Here is a 16,964-nt window from a genome sequence, read left to right on the forward strand (position 1 = left end):
CTACGCCATCACTTCCAGCAAGCGGTCCAAGCCACCCGCATTGATCGCGACGTTGGCATGTTCGCGCACCTTCGGCTTGGCGTGATACGCCACCGACAGGCCCGCTTCGCCCATCATCGGCAGGTCGTTGGCGCCGTCGCCCATGGCGATGGCCTGCCGGGGCGAGATGCCCAGTTGCGCGCAGGTCTCCAGCAGCATCTTGCGCTTCTCGGCGCCGTCGCAGATGTCGCCCCAGGGCTGGTCGACCATCCGGCCGGTGAGCTCGCCGCAGTTGGCGCCGGAGCGGACCTCCAGCACGTTGGAGCGGGTGTAGTCGATGCCCAGCTTGTCGCGGATGCGGTCGGTGAAGAAGGTGAAGCCGCCGGAGACCAGCAGCGTCTTCAGGCCGGCGGCCTTGCAGGCCTGCACCAGCTTCTCGGCGCCGGGATTGAGCTGCAGCCGCTGGGTGAAGATCATCTCCATGTCGGCGACGGTCACGCCTTTCAGCAGCGCGACGCGCCGGCGCAGGCTCTCCTTGTAGTCGGCGATCTCGCCGCGCATCGCGGCCTCGGTGATCGCGGCGATCTCCTCCTTCTTGCCGACGGCGTCGCCGATCTCGTCCACGCACTCGATGTTGATCAGCGTGGAGTCCATGTCGAAGGCGATGAGCTTGAAGTCGGCCAGGCGCAGGGGCGGGGTGAAGCCCTGGATGGCGAGGCCGGGGGAGAAGTCTTGGGCAGGCATGGGGTGGATTTTCGCAGAGCCTGCTGTCATCCCCGTGGAGGCGGGTCTCTCCGTCATCCCCGCGCAGGCGGGGATCCAGGGCTTCTTGCCTCCAGCATCGCGCCGGCTGCCAGCCCCCGTAGAAAGGTAAGCGCGGCTCGATACGCGCTAAAGCGCTCTCGTAGCCGCGCTGGGCCGCCTGCCCGGTCCTCGCAGGCGCCATGCCTTCATGCGCGACCCCGGCCCCGCCCGCACGGGGGCTGGCAGCAGGGCAGGACGGTGGCGCATTGATCCGTTGCTGTCGCCACCGCCATGGGCCTGGCGTAGGGTGGGCAAGCTCGCTTGCCCACCATCCCCGCGGGCCGTCATGGTGGGCAAGCAAAGCTTGCCCACCCTACAGGGATCACGACGTCCTCGATCAAGCAGGGCGCCTGACGCGACGCGGCCCGTTGCTCCAAAGCGGGAAGCGGCGCAGCCGCTTCAAAGACAGGAAGCTCTGAATCCCCGCCTGCGCGGGGATGACGCAACGCTACGCCGGCTCCGCCACCTTCGGTTGCCCCAGCGCCCGCAGCACGTCCCGCACCATCTGCGCCCGCTCCTTCACCTCCACCAGCGACTTCTCGATGCGCAGCTTGTCGTTGCCCGCCAGCTTGATGTGCTTGTTCTTCTGCACCAGCTGGATGATCGCCAGCGGTTCGATCGGCGGATTCGGCTTGAAGGTGATGTGGATGACCGTCGGCGCCGCATCGACCTTCACGACGCCGTAAGGCCGCGCCAGCACGCGCAGGCGGTGCACGTCGATCAGCGTCTGCGCCTGCGGCGGCAGCTTGCCGAAGCGGTCGACGATCTCTTCCAGCAGGCGGTCGATCTGGTCGACGTTCTTCGCGGTCGCCAGCTTCTTGTAGAACGAGAGGCGCAGGTGGACGTCGCCGCAGTAGTCGTCCGGCAGCAGCGCCGGCGCATGCAGGTTGATCTCGGTGGTGACCGACAGCGGCGACAGCAGGTCGGGCTCCTTGCCCGCCTTCAGCGACTTGACCGCTTCCGACAGCATCTCGTTGTACAGCTGGAAGCCGACCTCCAGCATGTTGCCGCTCTGGTTCTCGCCCAGCACCTCGCCGGCGCCGCGGATCTCCAGGTCGTGCATCGCGAGGTAGAAGCCCGAGCCCAGTTCCTCCATCGCCTGGATCGCGTCCAGCCGCTGCGACGCCTGCTTGGTCAGGCCTTCGATGTCGGGCACCATCAGGTAGGCATAAGCCTGGTGGTGGCTGCGGCCGACGCGGCCGCGCAGCTGGTGCAACTGCGCGAGGCCGAACTTGTCGGCGCGGGCGATCACGATGGTGTTGGCGCTCGGCACGTCGATGCCGGTCTCGATGATGGTGGAGCACAGCAGCACGTTGTAGCGTTGCTGCACGAAGTCGCGCATCACCCGCTCCAGCTCGCGCTCCGGCATCTGGCCGTGGGCGACGGCGATGCGCGCTTCCGGCAGCAGCCGTTCCAGCGACTCGCGCCGGTTCTGGATCGTCTCCACCTCGTTGTGCAGGAAGTAGACCTGCCCGCCGCGCTTGAGTTCGCGCAGCACGGCTTCGCGGATCACGCCGTTGCCCTCGTTGCGCACGAAGGTCTTGATCGCCAGGCGCCGCTGCGGCGCGGTGGCGATGACCGACAGGTCGCGCAGGCCTTCCAGCGCCATGCCCAGCGTGCGCGGGATCGGCGTGGCGGTGAGCGTGAGCACGTCCACCTCGGCGCGCATCGCCTTGATCGCCTCCTTGTGGCGCACGCCGAAGCGGTGCTCCTCGTCGATGATCAGCAGGCCCAGGTTCTTGAACTTCGTCGACTGCGACAGCAGCTTGTGCGTGCCGACGACGATGTCGATGCTGCCGTCTTCCAGGCCCTTCATCGCCGTGTTGATCTCCTTGGTGGAGCGGAAGCGGCTCATCTCCGCCACCTTCACCGGCCACTTGCCGAAGCGGTCCACCAGGGTCTGGAAATGCTGCTCGGCGAGCAGCGTGGTGGGGGCGAGCAGGGCGACCTGCTTGCCGCCGGTCACCGCGACGAAGGCGGCGCGCAGCGCCACTTCGGTCTTGCCGAAGCCGACGTCGCCGCACACGAGGCGGTCCATCGGGTGCGGCGAGACCATGTCCTGGATCACGGCGTGGATCGCCGCGTTCTGGTCGGCCGTTTCGTCGAAGCCGAAGTCGTTGGCGAACTGCTCGTAGTCCTGCGCGCTGAAGCGGAAGGCGTGGCCCTGGCGGGCGGCGCGGCGTGCGTACAGGTTCAGCAGTTCGGCGGCGCTGTCGCGCACCTGCTCGGCCGCCTTGCGCTTGGCCTTTTCCCACTGGCCCGAGCCGAGCTTGTGCAGCGGCGCTTCCTCCGCGCCGACGCCGGTGTAGCGGCTGATCAGGTGCAGCTGGCTGACCGGCACGTAGAGCGTGGCGTCGCCGGCGTATGCGAGATGCAGGAACTCCGTGTTGCCCTGGCCCAGGTCGAGGTTGACGAGTCCCTTGTAGCGGCCGATGCCGTGCTGCGCGTGCACGATCGGATCGCCCACGTTCAGCTCCGACAGGTCCTTGATCAGCGCCTCGACGTCGCTGACCTGTTCCTGCTTCTTGCGGCGGCGCGCGGTCGGCGCACTGGCGAAGAGTTCGGTCTCGGTGACGAACTCGATCGCCTCCTCGATCCAGGCGAAGCCGCTGGCGACGGCGGCCGTGGCGATGCCCAGCTTCTCCTCGCTCGCCATGAACTCCGCCAGCGAGTCGAAGGCGGGCAGGGCGAGGTGGCTCGCGCGCAGGAAATCGAGCAGGCTCTCGCGCCGGCCCGCGCTCTCGGCGAGCACCAGCACCTGGTTGGGCGTCCCCGCCGCATGCGCCTTGAGCTTCGCGAGCGGCTCCTCGGCGCCACGCACGACGGACAGGTCGGGCAGTTGCTGGAACACCGCGCTGTGTTCCACGTCCTGCGCCTGGTTGCGCACCGCGAGCTGCGGATGCGCGTTGGCGCGCGTGTAGAACTGCTCCGCATTCAGGAACAGCGCTTCCGGCGGCAGCACCGGGCGCTCCGGGTCGCCTTGCACCAGGCGGTAGCGGTCGCGCGTGTCCTGCCAGAAGCGCTGGAAGGCCGGCTCCAGGTCGCCGTGCAGCACCACGCTGGAGGTGTCGCCGAGGTAGTCGAAGACGGTTGCCGTCTCCTCGAAGAACAGCGGCAGGTAGTACTCGATGCCGGCGGTGGCGACGCCGTTGCCCATGTCCTTGTAGATGCGGCTCTTGGTCGGGTCGCCTTCCAGCAGTTCGCGCCAGCGGCTGCGAAAACGCGCCCGCGCCTCGTCGTCCATCGGGAACTCGCGCCCGGGCAGCAGGCGCACTTCGGGCACCGGATAGAGGCTGCGCTGCGAATCGGGATCGAAGGTGCGGATCGAATCGACCTCGTCGTCGAACAGGTCGACGCGAAAAGGGACGGCCGATCCCATGGGGAACAGGTCGATCAGGCCGCCTCGCACGGCGTACTCGCCGGGGCTGACCACCTGCGTGACGTGGTTGTAGCCGGCCAGCGTGAGCTGCGCCTTCAGTTTTGCCTCGTCCAGCTTCTGCTGCACGCGGAAGTGGAAGGTGTAGCCCGCCAGGAAGCTCGGCGGCGCCACGCGGTAGAGCGCAGTGCTGGCGGGCACCAGCACGACGTCGGCCTCGCGCTGCAGGATGCGCCACAGCGTCGCGAGCCGCTCGCTGATCAGGTCCTGGTGCGGCGAGAAGGTGTCGTAGGGCAGCGTCTCCCAGTCGGGGAAGAGGGCGCAGCGCAGTTCCGGCGCGAAGAAGGCGATCTCGTCCAGCAGGCGCTGGGCGTCGTTGGCGTCGGCGGTGACGACGGCGGTGAGTCGGCCGTCCTTCAGCTCCCGCTGCGCCACGCGGGCGAGCAGCAGCGCGTCGGCAGAGCCGGGCGGGCGCGGCAGGGCCATGCGGCGTCCGGGGGCAAGCTTGGGTAGATCCATGGGCGGTTCGCGCAGCGAAAATGCAAAACACCCCGCCCTGAGCAGGGAGGGGTGTGCAAGGATTCTAAGGTGAATAGAATGAACGGGACGGACATGAACGCGAACGCAACTCCTCCCCGGTATTTCGCACTCATCCCCTGCGCCGGCCACGGCAGCCGCGCCGGCACGGCAGGGCCCAAGCAGTACGAACGTGTCGCCGGCCAGCCCATGGTGTGGCACACGCTGTCGGCGTTCGCCGGCGTCAAGCGCATCGCCCGCACGCTGGTCGTGGTTGCGCCCGACGACGGCTTTTTCGAACGCAATCCGACCACGTCGGCGCTGGTGGTCCAGTGCGGCGGGCCGACGCGCGCGGCCAGCGTCACCAACGGCCTGCGCGAACTGCGCCGTGCCGGCGCGGTCGACAACGACTGGGTGCTGGTGCACGACGCCGCGCGCTGCCTGATTACGCCGGAACTGATCGACCGCCTGATCGACGAGTGCCGCCACGACGAGGTCGGCGGGCTGCTCGCGCATCCGCTGGCCGATACGCTCAAGCTCGGCGACAACGGCCGCGTGGTCGGCACGGTGAACCGCGGCGACAAGTGGCAGGCGCAGACGCCGCAGATGTTCCGCCTGGGCATGCTGCGGCAGGCGCTCGAAGCCGCCGGCGACGGCATCACCGACGAATCCAGCGCGATCGAGGCCATGGGCCTGAAGCCGATGCTGGTGGAAGCGGGCGCGCAGAACTTCAAGGTCACGTACCCCGAAGACTTCTCGATGGCGGAGGCCGTGCTGCGCGGCCGCGCCCGCTGATGCCGTTCCGCATCGGCGAAGGCTGGGACACGCACGCGCTGGTGCCCGGGCGCCGGCTGGTGCTCGGCGGCGTGGAAATCCCCTTCGACCGCGGCCTGCTCGGCCACTCCGACGCCGACGCACTGCTGCATGCGATCACCGACGCGCTGTTCGGCGCGGCGGGCCTGGGCGACATCGGCCGGCACTTCCCCGACACCGACGAATGCTTCCGGGGCGCCGATTCCATCGTGCTGCTGCAGGAAGCGGCGAAGCGCGTGCGCGCGCAGGGCTGGTCCATCGAAAACGTCGACAGCACCGTGATCGCGCAGGCGCCGAAGCTGGCGCCGCACATCGAGGCGATGCGCACGAAGATCGCGGCGGCGCTGGACATCCCGCCGCAGCAGGTCAACGTGAAGGCGAAGACCGCGGAGAAGCTCGGGCCCGTGGGGATGGGGCAGAGCATCGAGGCGCGAGCCGTGGTGTTGCTCCAGACCGTCTGATCCCCCGCCCGGGAGAGCCATCCGGGATACAGCTGATTACACTTGCCTCCACAACAGGAGGTGGGATGAAGGGACGTTGGAATGGCTGGCCAGCCGCGCTGGCCGGCCTGCTCGTGGCATTTGCAGCCTGCGCCGCGCATGCGGCCGCCACGCAATACGGCAAGACGCTGGTCGTCACTCGCGACGTGCCGGTGGAGGCGCTGGCCAAGTTCGCGGCCTTCAATGCGAAGAACAGGAACCGGGCCGACCTGATCCCGGACACCGTGGACTGGGCCGCCGAGGCGATGGGCGCGCCGCCCGGCGGCAATCCCTACACGATCGTGATCAAGGCGCTGGGCGTCGTCGAAAGCGACGGCGAGGTCAGTGCCCGCTGGATGCCCGGCTGGTCGATCGACGGCGTGGTGCGCGGCAGCCTTGTGCCGAGCACGCGCATGGGCGGCGCCAAGGCGGGTGAGCGGATCGAACTGGTCACGGTGTCGCAGCCGCTCAGTTTCAAGGCGGAGCGCGAGGTGGCGCCCGTGATCGGCTTTGCCGGTTCGCAGAACATCCGGTTCGACACCGTGCAGGTCGAAGTGTGGTCGGGCGTCGGCAAGGCCAGCTTCGTCCAGCTGCTGGGCGCGTGGTCGCCGCTGCTGGTGGGCCTGATCTTCCTCGGCCTGTTCCTGTGGTGGAGGCGAAGCTGATGGCGCAGCGTGATCCGCTCGGCCTGGCGCCGACCCACGACGAACTGGCCAGCCGCGGCCGCGTGTGCCCCAGGTGCAGCTATGCGCGCCGCAGCAACGAGACGACGCCCGCGTGGCAGTGTCCGCGCTGCGGCATCGTCTACGACAAATACCTCACCGGGGCCGCCGCGGAACGCGCGGCCGAGCGCGCGGCGGAGCGTCGGCGCAAGCCCGAGGTCGAAGTGGTGGATGCCACGCGCCGCTGGCCCTGGGTGCTTGCCGCGCTGGTGATCGCGGCGGGCGGCTGGGGCGCGTGGCAGTGGAATTCCAGGCGCAGCGCGCCTCCGCCCGAAGCGATGGCGCGGCTCGCGCAGGTGGACCAGGTCCAGCGCGACGAGCAGGCGAACCTGGAGCTCAAGAGGGTCTTCCACGACGTCCGTCCCCGCGACCCGGAGCAGGCGCTGGCCGTGTTCCGCAAGTACGCGGACCAGGGCTACATCCGCGCGATGACCCTGATGGGGATCACGTACGGGCGTCCCGCCCATGCGAGCCGCATGGAGTGGCTGCGCAAGGCCGCCAACGAGGGCGATGCCGCCGCATTCGTCAACCTGGGCTACATCTACGAGACCGGCGATGCCGAGACCCGGCAACCGGAACTCGCGGCCAACTGGTACGGCAAGGCCGCGCGCCAGGGCGATGCCTCGGGACTCTATGCGCTGGGCTACCTGCACGCGAAGGGCGCCGAAGGCATCCTGCGCGACCCGCGGCAGGCGTTCCTGCTGCTGCAGCTGGCCGATCGCGCCTTCGGCGACGCCGGTTCGGCGCGCGAGCTGGGCATGCCGCACAACAAGACCGCGTTCTGGGCCAGGGGCATGGCGCGCGACCTGGAGAAGGCGCTCTCGCCGGTGGACGTGGTGAAGGCGCGCGAGCTGGCCGATGCCTGGAAGCCGGGCCAGCCGCTGCCCATCATGTAGAGCGCCCGGGCGCCGCGCTCAAGTGGTGGCGGGTTCCTTGCCGACGATCTTCCTTTCCGCCTCGATCACGCCGCCGCCCGGCACCGGCGGCATCATCCGCGGACGCTGCAGCTTGATGTGGGCGGCCAGGCCGCCGGAGGTGGTGTTCGACAGCGCGAAGATGCCGCCCATGCGCTGCACCGTCTTGTCGACGATCGCCAGGCCCAGGCCGGCGCCGGTGGCGGCGGTGCGGGCGGCGTCGCCGCGGAAGAAGGGCTTCACCAGGTTGGGCAGCGCTTCGGGCGACACGCCCATGCCGTGGTCGCGCACCTTCAGCAGCACCCATTCGTTGCGGGCCCGGGCGGTGATGTCCACCACCGCCACGCCGGTCTCGGGCGTCTTGCCGTAGCGGCGCGCGTTCTCCAGCAGGTTGGAGACCACGCGGGCGAGTTCCACCTCGTCGGCCAGCACCTGCAGGTTCTTGGGCATGTCCACGCTGACGCGGATGTCGCCGTGGTCCTCGATCGCGTACATGCAGGCCTCGATCACGTCGTTCAGCACCACGGGCTTGAGCTCCGCGTGGTCCGGGCGCGCGTAGTCGAGGAACTTGTCGATGATCGCGTCGAGCTGGTCGATGTCGGCCGCCATGTGCTCGCGGGCATCGGCGTCCACCACGCTCATCTCGGTTTCCAGCCGCAGGCGCGCCAGCGGCGTGCGCAGGTCGTGCGAGATGCCGGCCAGCATGACAGCGCGGTCCTGCTCGATCTTGGCGAGCTGCTGCGCCATGCGGTTGAAGCCGATGTTCACCTCGCGGATCTCGGAGGTGACGGCCTTCTCGTCGAGGCGGCTGGCGTCGAAGTCGCCGTCGCGCACGCGGCTCGCGGCGAAGGACAGCTGCTTGAGCGGCCGGTTGATCAGGCGCGCGATCACGGCCGCGCCGGCGAGCGACAGCGCCGCCGCGGTGATCAGCCACACGAGCCAGGTCTTGCCACCGACCTGCGAGAACCGCGTGCGGTCCATCAGCATCCAGTAGTCGTCCTTGTCGATCTTGAAGCCGATCCACAGGCCTTCCTCGGCGTTCACCGAGCTGGCCATCACCGTGCCGCTGCCCAGGCGCCGCACCAGTTCGTCGACGATGCGGCGGTCCATGGCGCTGCCGGTCAGCGGAGCGAAGCGGTCCTGCGGCTCGCGCGGCAGGATGCGCACGCCTTCCTGGTCGGCCAGCGTCTTGATCAGGGACACGCGCGCGATCGGGTCGGCGTGCACCAGCGCCGCGCGGCTGAGGTTCACCAGCGATGCGATCTGCTGCGCCGTCTGCACCGCCCGCGGCTCGAATTCGAGCGCGCGGAAGGTCTGCAGCCAGGCGACGATCGAGCCGATCAGCAGCAGCGACAGCAGGAAGAAGGTGCGCCAGAAGAGCGACAGCCCCAGGCGGGGCCGCATCTCGAGCGGCGCGGGCGCGGTTTCCAGAGGCGCCGGACTGGTCGGCTGGTCGGTAGGGGTCATCACGGCGCGGATCATGTCAGCCTGCGATTGAACCGCACCGCGTCGAGGGTGTCACCGAGGTCCGGGAGCTTTCGCCTCAACCCGCGCCGTCCGGCACGAAAACGTAGCCCACGCCCCACACCGTCTGGATGTAGCGCGGGGAGGCCGGATCGGCTTCGATCAGCTTGCGCAGGCGCGACACCTGCACGTCGAGGCTGCGGTCGAACGGTTCGAACTCGCGGCCGCGCGCCAGCTGCGCGAGCTTCTCGCGCGACAGCGGCTGGCGCGGATGGCGCACCAGCGCCTTCAGCATGGCGAATTCGCCGGTGGTCAGCGGCAGTTCCTCGCCGTTCTTGCGCAGGGTGCGGGCGCCGAGGTCGAAGGCGAAGGGGCCGAAGTTGACCACCTCGTTCTCGGAGGAGGGCGCGCCGGGCGCTTCCTGCGCCGGGCGGCGGCGCAGCACGGCATGCACGCGCGCCAGCAGTTCGCGCGGGTTGAAGGGCTTGCCCAGGTAGTCGTCGGCGCCGACTTCCAGGCCGACGATGCGGTCGACGTCCTCGCCCTTGGCGGTCAGCATGATGATCGGGGTGCGGTCGTTGGCCGCGCGCAGGCGGCGGCAGATCGACAGGCCGTCCTCGCCGGGCATCATCAGGTCGAGCACGATCAGGTCGGCGGTCTCGCGCAGCATCAGGCGGTTCAGGGCCTTGCCGTCCTCGGCGAGGATCACCTCGAACCCTTCCTGGGTGAGGTAGCGGCGGAGCAGGTCGCGGATGCGGGCGTCGTCGTCGACGACCAGGATCTTGTCGGTCCGTGCTGCAGCTTGGGTCATGGTTCTCCAGAGGCCAATTTGTAACAGCGCCGATTCTGACGGCGGATCAGCCGGATTTCGGGTTTTCACCCGTGCCTTTTCACCGCGTTACAAATGTTGCCCCAGCGGTGGCGCCTTGACAAGGGGGAAGTGAACGGGGCCGTGGGTGCCGCGTTCAATAGGGCATGAAGTTCCTGGCCGTGGTCCTCGCGCTGGTTTGCACCGGTGCCGGGGCCGATCCCCGCAAACCCCAGCCGCAGCCCGTGCCGGCGCTGCGCCAGGTCGTGGAGCAATACGATACGGTGCGGAAGGTGCCGCAGCCGCGGGAGCTCAGTCCCGCGGAGCGCGCCGAACTGCGCCGGCAGGTGAGCGAATACGGCCAGCGCGGCCGGCGAAATTGAAGTCCGGTCGAATCCGGTTGAAGGAAGAAGGAATGAGAACAAGAACGATGCTCGCGGGTTGCGCACTCGCGATGGCAACGCTGGCGGCGCCGGCGCAGACCGTCCCGCCGCCGCAGAACGTGCTCCAGCTGCAGGCCACGGGCACGGTCGAAGTGCAGCAGGACCTGCTCATGCTGAACCTCACGACGGCGCGCGAAGGGCCCGATCCGGCGGTGGTGCAGACCCAGTTGAAGACCGCGCTGGATGCGGCGCTGGCCGAAGCACGAAAGTCGGTCCAGCCCGGGCAACTGGATGTGCGGACCGGCAACTTTGCGCTCTATCCGCGTCACAACCGGGAAGGCCGCATCAGCGGCTGGACCGGCACCGCCGAGTTGATCCTCGAAGGCCGCGACTTCGCGCGCATCACGCAGACCGCGGGACGCATCCAGACCATGACGATGGGCGGCGTGAGCTTCGGCCTCAGCCGCGAACAGCGCGCGCGGGTGGAAACCGAAGCCCAGGGCATCGCCATCGAACGCTTCAAGGCCAAGGCCGCCGAACTCGCCAAGGGCTTCGGCTTTGCCGGCTACACGCTGCGCGAAGTGGCGGTGAACGCCAACGAGCCGGGCTTCGTGCCGATGCGCCGCATGATGGCCCAGGAGGCGCGGGCCGCGTCCGCCGATGCACCGGTGCCGGTGGAACCGGGCAAGAGCTCCGTGATCGTCACCGTGTCCGGCTCCGTCCAGCTCAAGTAGCCCGGGCCAAGGCGGCCGGCGGATGCTCGCGCTGGCTGCAGTCCGACAAGGCCCCCGTGCGGCCGCCGCTAAGCTGTGCGGCATGTCCGCCGTGCTGTCCGCTTCCGACGAACACCATCCGGCCGGCGCCCCCGCGGGGACGCCGGAGGCCGAGTTCTTCATCGTGATGAACCAGCGCTCCGGGGCCGCGGAGAAGGACGAGGTGCGCGAGGCGGTCGAAGCCGAGCTGGACAAGGCCGGCCGGCGCTATCGCTTCGTGCCGGTGCAGCCCGGCGAGATCCAGCAGGCCTGCCAGGTGGCCGCGCGCCTCGCGAAGGAGGCGGGCGGCGTGATGGTCGCCTCCGGCGGCGACGGCACCATCAATGCCGCCGCGCAGGCCGCCCTGGCGCAGGACTGCCCGCTGGGACTGATCGCGCAGGGCACCTTCAACCTGTTCGCCCGCGAGCTGGGCCTGTCGCTCGACGCCGCGGACGCCACGCGCTCGCTGCTGCGCGCGCGTCCCGAGCCGGTGCAGGTGTGCCTGGTCAACGAGCACGTGTTCCTGGTGAACGCCTCGGTGGGCCTCTATCCCAAGCTGCTGGCCGACCGCGAGCAGGTCAAGCAGAAGCTCGGGCGCCGCCGCTGGATCGCGATGATGGCCGCGTTCAAGAGCCTGATGGAGTGGCGGCTGCAACTCTCGCTGGACGCCGAGATGGATGGCGAGCTCGCCAGGCTGCGCACGGCCAACGTCTTCCTGTGCAACAACCGCGTGCAGCTGCGCCGCCTGGGCATCCAGGACTTCGTGGTGGAGCAGGTGGGCGAGGGCCGCATGGCCTGCGTGCTGCTGCCCGCGATGGCGTGGTGGGAGAAGCTGCGCATGCTGGCGGCCGCCGCCTTCGGCAAGCTGGGCGAGCAGCGGGCGATCCAGAGCTTTCCGCTGCGCTCGATCACGGTCGGCTCCCGCAAGGCCCGCCGCCTCAAGGTGGCCACCGATGGCGAGGTGCAGTGGATGGATCTGCCCGTGCGCTTCACCGTGTCGCCTCGGCCGCTGCGGGTGATGCTGCCGCCGGCGAACGAGAGGTTGCCGCCGGAATGACGGTCCTGCTGCACATCTCCGACACCCACTTCGGCACCGAGGAGCCGCCGGTGGTGGCCGCGCTGCAGCAGCTGGTGCGCGACCAGTTCCCGGACGCGGTGATCCTGAGCGGCGACATCACCCAGCGCGCCCGCGGCGCGCAGTTCGCGGCGGCGCGCCGTTTCTGCGACTCGCTGGGCGTGCGCCACCTGCTGACGCTGCCCGGCAACCACGACATCCCGCTGTACAACGTCGCCGCGCGGCTGTTTGCGCCCTATCGCGGCTACAAGGCCGCCTTCGGCGACGTCCTGGACCCGGAACTGGAATTCGGCGACGTGCTGGTGATCGGCGTGAACACGACGCGGCCGGAACGCCACAAGGACGGCGAGGTGTCGCCGGCGCAGATCGAACGCGTCGTGCAGCGGCTGCATGCGGCCCCCCGTGAGCAGCTGCGGATCGTGGTGACGCACCAGCCCGCCTGCGTGATGCGGCCGGAAGACGAGGAGAACCGGCTGCACGGGGGAGAAGAAGCGGTGCGGGCCTGGGCCGGCGCCGGCGCCGACCTCGTGCTCGGCGGCCACATCCACCTGCCTTACGTGAGCGACGTCTGCGCCCTCGTGCAGGCGGCGCAGCGGACGATGTACTGCGTGCAGGCCGGAACGGCTTTGTCGCACCGCGTGCGGCATGGTTCGCCGAACTCGGTGAACGTCATCCGCTGGAATCCGCCCAGGAACGGCGACGCGCGCGAGTGCCGGGTGGAGCGCTGGGACTTCGACCTGGCCGACGGGCGCTTCGAGCTGACGCACCCGTACGACCTGAAGCTCGGGGACTGATCGTCATTCCCGCGCAGGCGGGAAACCAGGGCGTCCAAGGATGCTCTGGGTCCCCGCCTGCGCGGGGATGACGTGATTTACTGCGCCGCCCAGCCGCCGTCCATGTTCCAGGCGACGCCGCGCACGTTCCTGGCGGCATCCGAACAGAAGAACACGGCCAGCTCGCCGAGTTCCTCCGGCGTGGTGAACTGCAGCGAGGGCTCCTTCTCGGCCAGCAGCTGCTTCTTCGCTTCCTCGTTGGAGAGTCCGCCGGCCGCTGCCTTGGCGTCCACCTGCTTCTGCACCAGCGGCGTCAGCACCCAGCCGGGGCAGATCGCGTTGCAGGTGATGCCGGTGGTGGCCGTCTCCAGCGCCGTGACCTTGGTGAGGCCCACGATGCCGTGCTTGGCGGCGACATAGGCCGACTTCTGCGCCGAGCCCACCAGCCCGTGCACCGAGGCGACGTTGACGATGCGGCCCCAGTTGGCCGCCTTCATCGCGGGCAGGGCGAGGCGCGTGGTGTGGAAGGCGCTGGAGAGGTTGATCGCGATGATCGCGTCCCAGCGTTCCGGGGGGAAGTCCTCCACCGGCGCGACGTGCTGGATGCCGGCGTTGTTGACGAGGACGTCGGTGCGGCCGAACTCCCTGGCCACGTACTTCATCATGGCCTCGATCTCTGCGGGCTTGCTCATGTCCGCGCCGTGGTAGCCGACCTTCACGCCGAGCGCGGCGACCTCGGCCTTGGGACCTTCGGCGTCGCCGAAGCCATTGAGCACGATGTCGGCGCCCTGGCGTGCCAGCGCCCTGGCGATGCCGAGGCCGATGCCGCTGGTGGAGCCGGTGACGAGGGCGGTCTTGCCTTCCAGCATGGGGATCTCTCCTCTTTCGGGATTGCTTTACGATGACGTGAGCCCGGAAGCGTACCGCCTTCCGCGCCGCACCTGCATCCATGACCGACCCTACGCTGAATTACGTATCCTGCCCGGACGCAGCCGGCGGCCATCGCATGGCCTTCTGGCTGTGGGGCGACGCGTCGGCGCCGCATGTGGTGGTGTGCGTGCACGGGCTGTCGCGGCAAGGGCGCGACTTCGACGTGCTCGCGCGCGCGCTCGTCGAGCGCAGCCCGCATCCGGTGCGCATCGCCTGTCCCGACGTCGTGGGGCGCGGCCGCAGCGACTGGCTGGCCGATCCCATGGGCTACGTGATCCCGGCCTATGCCGGCGACATGCTGGCGATGCTCAAGCAACTGCATGCGGCGGCGCCCGTCGCCACGCTCGACTGGGTCGGCACCAGCATGGGCGGGCTGATCGGCATGGGACTCGCGGCGCAGCCGCAGCTGCTGCCGGTCCCGCTGCGCCGGCTGGTGCTGAACGACGTCGGCCCGGCGATCCAGTGGGGCGCGCTGCAGCGCATCGGCGAGTATCTCGGCAACACCGGGCGTTTCGACTCGGTGCAGCAGGCCGCCGACGCCATGTGGGAGATTTCGAAGAGCTTCGGCCCGCACACGGCGCAGCAGTGGCTCACCCTGTCGCAGGCGATGGTGCGGCAGCGCGACGGCGCCTTCACGCTGCACTACGACCCGGCGATCGCCGTGCCTTTCCGCACGCTGGACGAAGCGTCGGCGGCGGCGGGGCAAGCGGCGCTCTGGCAGATGTACGACGCGATCCGCGCCGACACCCTGCTGCTGCGCGGCGCCCGGTCGGACCTGCTCACGCGCGAGACCGCGCAGGACATGACGCGCCGCGGCCCGAAGGCGCGGCTGATCGAATTCGAGGGGGTGGGGCATGCGCCCACCCTCGTGGCACACGAGCAGGTGGAGGCCGTGGCCTCCTTCCTGCTGCAGACTGGATCCGCATCCCATGAAGAGCCATACCGCGGAGCGGGTTGACGGCGGCGCGGTGCCGGGCCTGGTGGCGGCCGCGGAGCAGGCGCTGCCGCAGCAGCCGAACGCGCTGGCCCGCGCGCGCGCCTTCGCCGAGCCCCTGATCGCCGGCGAGACGCTGGAGACCGGTGAGAACACGCTCGCCCACGCCGATGCCGTCGCCGCCATCCTGAAGTCCATGGGCGGCTCCGAGGCCATGCAGGCCGCCAGCTACCTGGTGTACGCGGGCAGCCACCTGAACAAGCCGCAGGAAGTGATCGCCAAGGCCTTCGGCGAAAGCTATGCGGCGCTGGCCGTGGAGACCACCAAGCTGGTGGCGGTGCAGCGGCAGGCGCGCGACGCCACCGACACGGGGCACGACGACGCACTCTCGCAGACCGAGAACGTGCGCAAGATGCTGCTGGCCTTCTCGCGCGACCTGCGCGTGGTGATGCTGCGCCTGGCTTCGCGGCTGCAGACGCTGCGGCACTACGCGGCGACCAAGCAGCCGCTGCCGCCGGGCGTGGCGCGCGAGGCGCTGAACGTGTTCGCGCCGCTCGCCAACCGGCTGGGCATCTGGCAGGTGAAGTGGGAGATGGAGGACCTCGCCTTCCGCTTCCTCGAACCGGAGACCTACAAGCGCGTGGCGCGCTGGCTGGACGAAAAGCGCGTCGAGCGCGAGCAGTACGTCGAGCAGTTGCGGCGCGAGCTGGAGTCGCAGTTGAAGGCGCAGGGCATCCCGGCGCAGGTGCACGGGCGGCCCAAGCACATCTACAGCATCGTCAAGAAGATGCGCGGCAAGTCGCTCGACTTCGAGCAGGTGCTGGACGTGCGGGCGCTGCGCGTGATCGTGCCGACTGTGAAGGACTGCTACGAGGCGCTGGCCTGGGTGCACGAGCGCTTCTCGCCGATCCTCGAGGAGTTCGACGACTACATCGCCAGGCCCAAGCCGAACGGCTACCAGTCGCTGCACACGATCGTGCGCGACCTGGCCGGCCGGCCGATCGAGATCCAGATCCGCACGCAGGCGATGCACGAGCACGCCGAACACGGGGTGGCGGCGCACTGGGCCTACAAGGAAGCGGGCCACAAGGGCTATGCCGGCATCTCGGCGTCGAGCGATTACGACACCAAGATCGCGGTGCTGCGCCAGCTGCTGGCGTGGGAGCGCGACCTGTCCGGCTCGGTGCAGGGACTGTTCGAGGACCGCATCTACGTGCTGACGCCGCAGGCCTCGATCGTGGAGCTGCCCAAGGGCGCCACGCCGGTGGACTTCGCCTACACGGTGCACACGAGCCTCGGGCACCGCTGCCGCGGCGCGCGCGTCGACGGCGCGATGGTGCCGCTGAACACCCACCTCGCCAACGGGCAGACGGTGGAGATCGTCGCGGCCAGGGAAGGCGGGCCCTCGCGCGACTGGCTGAACCCCGAGCTCGGCTTCCTCGCCAGCCAGCGCGGCCGCGCGAAGGTGCGCGCCTGGTTCAACGAACAGCTGCGGCACGAGACGGTGGCACGCGGCCGCGAACTGGTGGAGCGCCTGCTGCAGCGCGAAGGCAAGACGGCGATCAAGCTGGAGGACCTCGCCTCGCAGCTCGGGTTCAAGTCCGCGGAGGACCTGTTCGCGGTGGTCGGCAAGGACGAATTCTCGCTGCGCAACATCGAGGTGCTGCTGCATCCGCAGAGCCCGATGCCCACCGAGGACGAAGTGCTGCTGCTGAAGAAGTCGCGGCCGTCCCCTTCGAAGTCGCCCAAGGGCGGCGTGCTGGTGGTCGGCGTCGATTCGCTGATGACGCAGCTGGCGCGCTGCTGCAAGCCGGCGCCGCCGGACGCGATCAGCGGCTTCGTCACGCGCGGCAAGGGCGTGAGCATCCACCGCAAGGACTGCGCGAACTTCCGCCAGATCGCCGAGCGCGACCCCGAACGCGTGATCGAGGTGGAGTGGGGCCGGCCGCGCAAGGGCGAGGACCACGCGGTCTACCCGGTGGACGTGGCGATCGAGGCCGCGGACCGGCAGGGGCTGCTGCGCGACATCTCCGAAGTCTTCGCCAAGGAGAAGATGAACGTGATCGGCGTGCAGACGCAGAGCGTGCGCGGCACCGCCTGGATGACGTTCACGGTGGAAGTCGCCGATTCGCAGCGGCTCGGCAAGGTGCTCACGGTCGTCCGCGAAGTGTCCGGCGTGCGCTCCGCGCGCAGGCGCTGAGCGAAGGGCCGCCGTTCCTCTGCTACAATAGCGGGCTTCAAC

The 16,964-nt window shown here is 69.4% G+C and carries 15 protein-coding genes; 10 read left to right on the top strand and 5 right to left on the bottom strand.

The window, feature by feature from the left end; all coding sequences use genetic code 11:
• Together serB and mfd are read right to left on the bottom strand one after the other, a co-directional pair.
• Positions 1-723 carry a phosphoserine phosphatase SerB gene (serB, locus tag VF522_RS10625; RefSeq protein WP_330908229.1) on the bottom strand — a complete coding sequence of 241 codons (723 nt, stop codon included), beginning with the start codon at positions 721-723 and terminating at the stop codon, positions 1-3.
• A 508-nt stretch (positions 724-1,231) separates the two neighbouring features.
• Positions 1,232-4,678: a transcription-repair coupling factor gene (gene mfd, locus VF522_RS10630; RefSeq protein ID WP_330908230.1), complete on the bottom strand. Its 3,447-nt coding sequence runs from the start codon at positions 4,676-4,678 to the stop codon at positions 1,232-1,234.
• Positions 4,679-4,771: 93 nt separating this feature from the next.
• On the opposite strand from mfd, the gene ispD reads away from it, so the two are divergent.
• The 4 genes from ispD to VF522_RS10650 all read left to right on the top strand — a co-directional run bounded on the left by ispD (position 4,772) and on the right by VF522_RS10650 (position 7,585).
• Complete coding sequence (gene ispD / locus VF522_RS10635) at positions 4,772-5,470, top strand: 2-C-methyl-D-erythritol 4-phosphate cytidylyltransferase (RefSeq protein WP_330908231.1); 699 nt, start codon at positions 4,772-4,774, stop codon at positions 5,468-5,470.
• Positions 5,470-5,949 (top strand): 2-C-methyl-D-erythritol 2,4-cyclodiphosphate synthase, encoded by a 480-nt coding sequence (ispF, locus tag VF522_RS10640; protein ID WP_330908232.1) that lies wholly within the window; start codon positions 5,470-5,472, stop codon positions 5,947-5,949. Before ispD ends, ispF begins: the two co-directional genes overlap by 1 nt.
• 65 nt (positions 5,950-6,014) lie before the next feature.
• Entirely contained in the window at positions 6,015-6,632 is a 618-nt protein-coding gene (locus VF522_RS10645; RefSeq protein ID WP_330908233.1) for a hypothetical protein, read from the top strand.
• The gene (locus tag VF522_RS10650; protein WP_330908234.1) at positions 6,632-7,585 is read left to right on the top strand and encodes a sel1 repeat family protein; all 954 of its coding nucleotides are present in this window, start codon (positions 6,632-6,634) and stop codon (positions 7,583-7,585) included. The genes VF522_RS10645 and VF522_RS10650 overlap by 1 nt, the downstream gene beginning before the upstream one ends.
• Before the next feature lie 18 nt (positions 7,586-7,603).
• Here the strand turns inward: VF522_RS10650 and VF522_RS10655 are convergent, their stop codons facing one another.
• Both VF522_RS10655 and ompR read right to left on the bottom strand, forming a co-directional pair.
• Positions 7,604-9,070: a sensor histidine kinase gene (locus tag VF522_RS10655; protein WP_330908284.1), complete on the bottom strand. Its 1,467-nt coding sequence runs from the start codon at positions 9,068-9,070 to the stop codon at positions 7,604-7,606.
• A 76-nt stretch (positions 9,071-9,146) separates the two neighbouring features.
• Positions 9,147-9,878, bottom strand: coding sequence for a two-component system response regulator OmpR (ompR, locus tag VF522_RS10660; protein ID WP_330908235.1), 732 nt, complete (start codon positions 9,876-9,878; stop codon positions 9,147-9,149).
• Between the two features lie 164 nt (positions 9,879-10,042).
• On the opposite strand from ompR, the gene VF522_RS10665 reads away from it, so the two are divergent.
• The 4 genes from VF522_RS10665 to VF522_RS10680 all read left to right on the top strand — a co-directional run bounded on the left by VF522_RS10665 (position 10,043) and on the right by VF522_RS10680 (position 12,879).
• On the top strand, positions 10,043-10,258 hold the full coding sequence (locus VF522_RS10665; protein WP_330908236.1) for a hypothetical protein: 216 nt from the start codon (positions 10,043-10,045) through the stop codon (positions 10,256-10,258).
• A 32-nt stretch (positions 10,259-10,290) separates the two neighbouring features.
• On the top strand, positions 10,291-10,992 hold the full coding sequence (locus tag VF522_RS10670) for an SIMPL domain-containing protein (protein WP_330908237.1): 702 nt from the start codon (positions 10,291-10,293) through the stop codon (positions 10,990-10,992).
• A gap of 82 nt (positions 10,993-11,074) precedes the next feature.
• Positions 11,075-12,067 carry a diacylglycerol/lipid kinase family protein gene (locus tag VF522_RS10675; RefSeq protein WP_330908238.1) on the top strand — a complete coding sequence of 331 codons (993 nt, stop codon included), beginning with the start codon at positions 11,075-11,077 and terminating at the stop codon, positions 12,065-12,067.
• Positions 12,064-12,879, top strand: coding sequence for a metallophosphoesterase (locus VF522_RS10680; RefSeq protein ID WP_330908239.1), 816 nt, complete (start codon positions 12,064-12,066; stop codon positions 12,877-12,879). Before VF522_RS10675 ends, VF522_RS10680 begins: the two co-directional genes overlap by 4 nt.
• A 77-nt stretch (positions 12,880-12,956) precedes the next feature.
• Here VF522_RS10680 and VF522_RS10685 read toward each other — a convergent pair whose 3' ends face one another.
• The gene (locus VF522_RS10685) at positions 12,957-13,727 is read right to left on the bottom strand and encodes a 3-hydroxybutyrate dehydrogenase (RefSeq protein ID WP_330908240.1); all 771 of its coding nucleotides are present in this window, start codon (positions 13,725-13,727) and stop codon (positions 12,957-12,959) included.
• A gap of 80 nt (positions 13,728-13,807) precedes the next feature.
• On the opposite strand from VF522_RS10685, the gene VF522_RS10690 reads away from it, so the two are divergent.
• Both VF522_RS10690 and VF522_RS10695 read left to right on the top strand, forming a co-directional pair.
• Positions 13,808-14,746: an alpha/beta hydrolase gene (locus VF522_RS10690; RefSeq protein WP_330908241.1), complete on the top strand. Its 939-nt coding sequence runs from the start codon at positions 13,808-13,810 to the stop codon at positions 14,744-14,746.
• The gene (locus VF522_RS10695; RefSeq protein ID WP_330908242.1) at positions 14,718-16,922 is read left to right on the top strand and encodes a bifunctional (p)ppGpp synthetase/guanosine-3',5'-bis(diphosphate) 3'-pyrophosphohydrolase; all 2,205 of its coding nucleotides are present in this window, start codon (positions 14,718-14,720) and stop codon (positions 16,920-16,922) included. Before VF522_RS10690 ends, VF522_RS10695 begins: the two co-directional genes overlap by 29 nt.
• Positions 16,923-16,964 lie beyond the last annotated feature (42 nt).

The organism is Ramlibacter sp. (assembly GCF_036383835.1).
Lineage (GTDB): Bacteria > Pseudomonadota > Gammaproteobacteria > Burkholderiales > Burkholderiaceae_C > Ramlibacter.

What these genes read in the sequence shown, in the direction of transcription:
- serB (WP_330908229.1), bottom strand. Translation starts at nt 723, where the DNA reads ATGCCTGCCCAAGACTTCTCCCCCGGCCTCGCCATCCAGGGCTTCACC.
- mfd (WP_330908230.1), bottom strand. Translation starts at nt 4,678, where the DNA reads ATGGATCTACCCAAGCTTGCCCCCGGACGCCGCATGGCCCTGCCGCGC.
- ispD (WP_330908231.1), top strand. Translation starts at nt 4,772, where the DNA reads ATGAACGCGAACGCAACTCCTCCCCGGTATTTCGCACTCATCCCCTGC.
- ispF (WP_330908232.1), top strand. Translation starts at nt 5,470, where the DNA reads ATGCCGTTCCGCATCGGCGAAGGCTGGGACACGCACGCGCTGGTGCCC.
- VF522_RS10645 (WP_330908233.1), top strand. Translation starts at nt 6,015, where the DNA reads ATGAAGGGACGTTGGAATGGCTGGCCAGCCGCGCTGGCCGGCCTGCTC.
- VF522_RS10650 (WP_330908234.1), top strand. Translation starts at nt 6,632, where the DNA reads ATGGCGCAGCGTGATCCGCTCGGCCTGGCGCCGACCCACGACGAACTG.
- VF522_RS10655 (WP_330908284.1), bottom strand. Translation starts at nt 9,070, where the DNA reads ATGACCCCTACCGACCAGCCGACCAGTCCGGCGCCTCTGGAAACCGCG.
- ompR (WP_330908235.1), bottom strand. Translation starts at nt 9,878, where the DNA reads ATGACCCAAGCTGCAGCACGGACCGACAAGATCCTGGTCGTCGACGAC.
- VF522_RS10665 (WP_330908236.1), top strand. Translation starts at nt 10,043, where the DNA reads ATGAAGTTCCTGGCCGTGGTCCTCGCGCTGGTTTGCACCGGTGCCGGG.
- VF522_RS10670 (WP_330908237.1), top strand. Translation starts at nt 10,291, where the DNA reads ATGAGAACAAGAACGATGCTCGCGGGTTGCGCACTCGCGATGGCAACG.
- VF522_RS10675 (WP_330908238.1), top strand. Translation starts at nt 11,075, where the DNA reads ATGTCCGCCGTGCTGTCCGCTTCCGACGAACACCATCCGGCCGGCGCC.
- VF522_RS10680 (WP_330908239.1), top strand. Translation starts at nt 12,064, where the DNA reads ATGACGGTCCTGCTGCACATCTCCGACACCCACTTCGGCACCGAGGAG.
- VF522_RS10685 (WP_330908240.1), bottom strand. Translation starts at nt 13,727, where the DNA reads ATGCTGGAAGGCAAGACCGCCCTCGTCACCGGCTCCACCAGCGGCATC.
- VF522_RS10690 (WP_330908241.1), top strand. Translation starts at nt 13,808, where the DNA reads ATGACCGACCCTACGCTGAATTACGTATCCTGCCCGGACGCAGCCGGC.
- VF522_RS10695 (WP_330908242.1), top strand. Translation starts at nt 14,718, where the DNA reads ATGAAGAGCCATACCGCGGAGCGGGTTGACGGCGGCGCGGTGCCGGGC.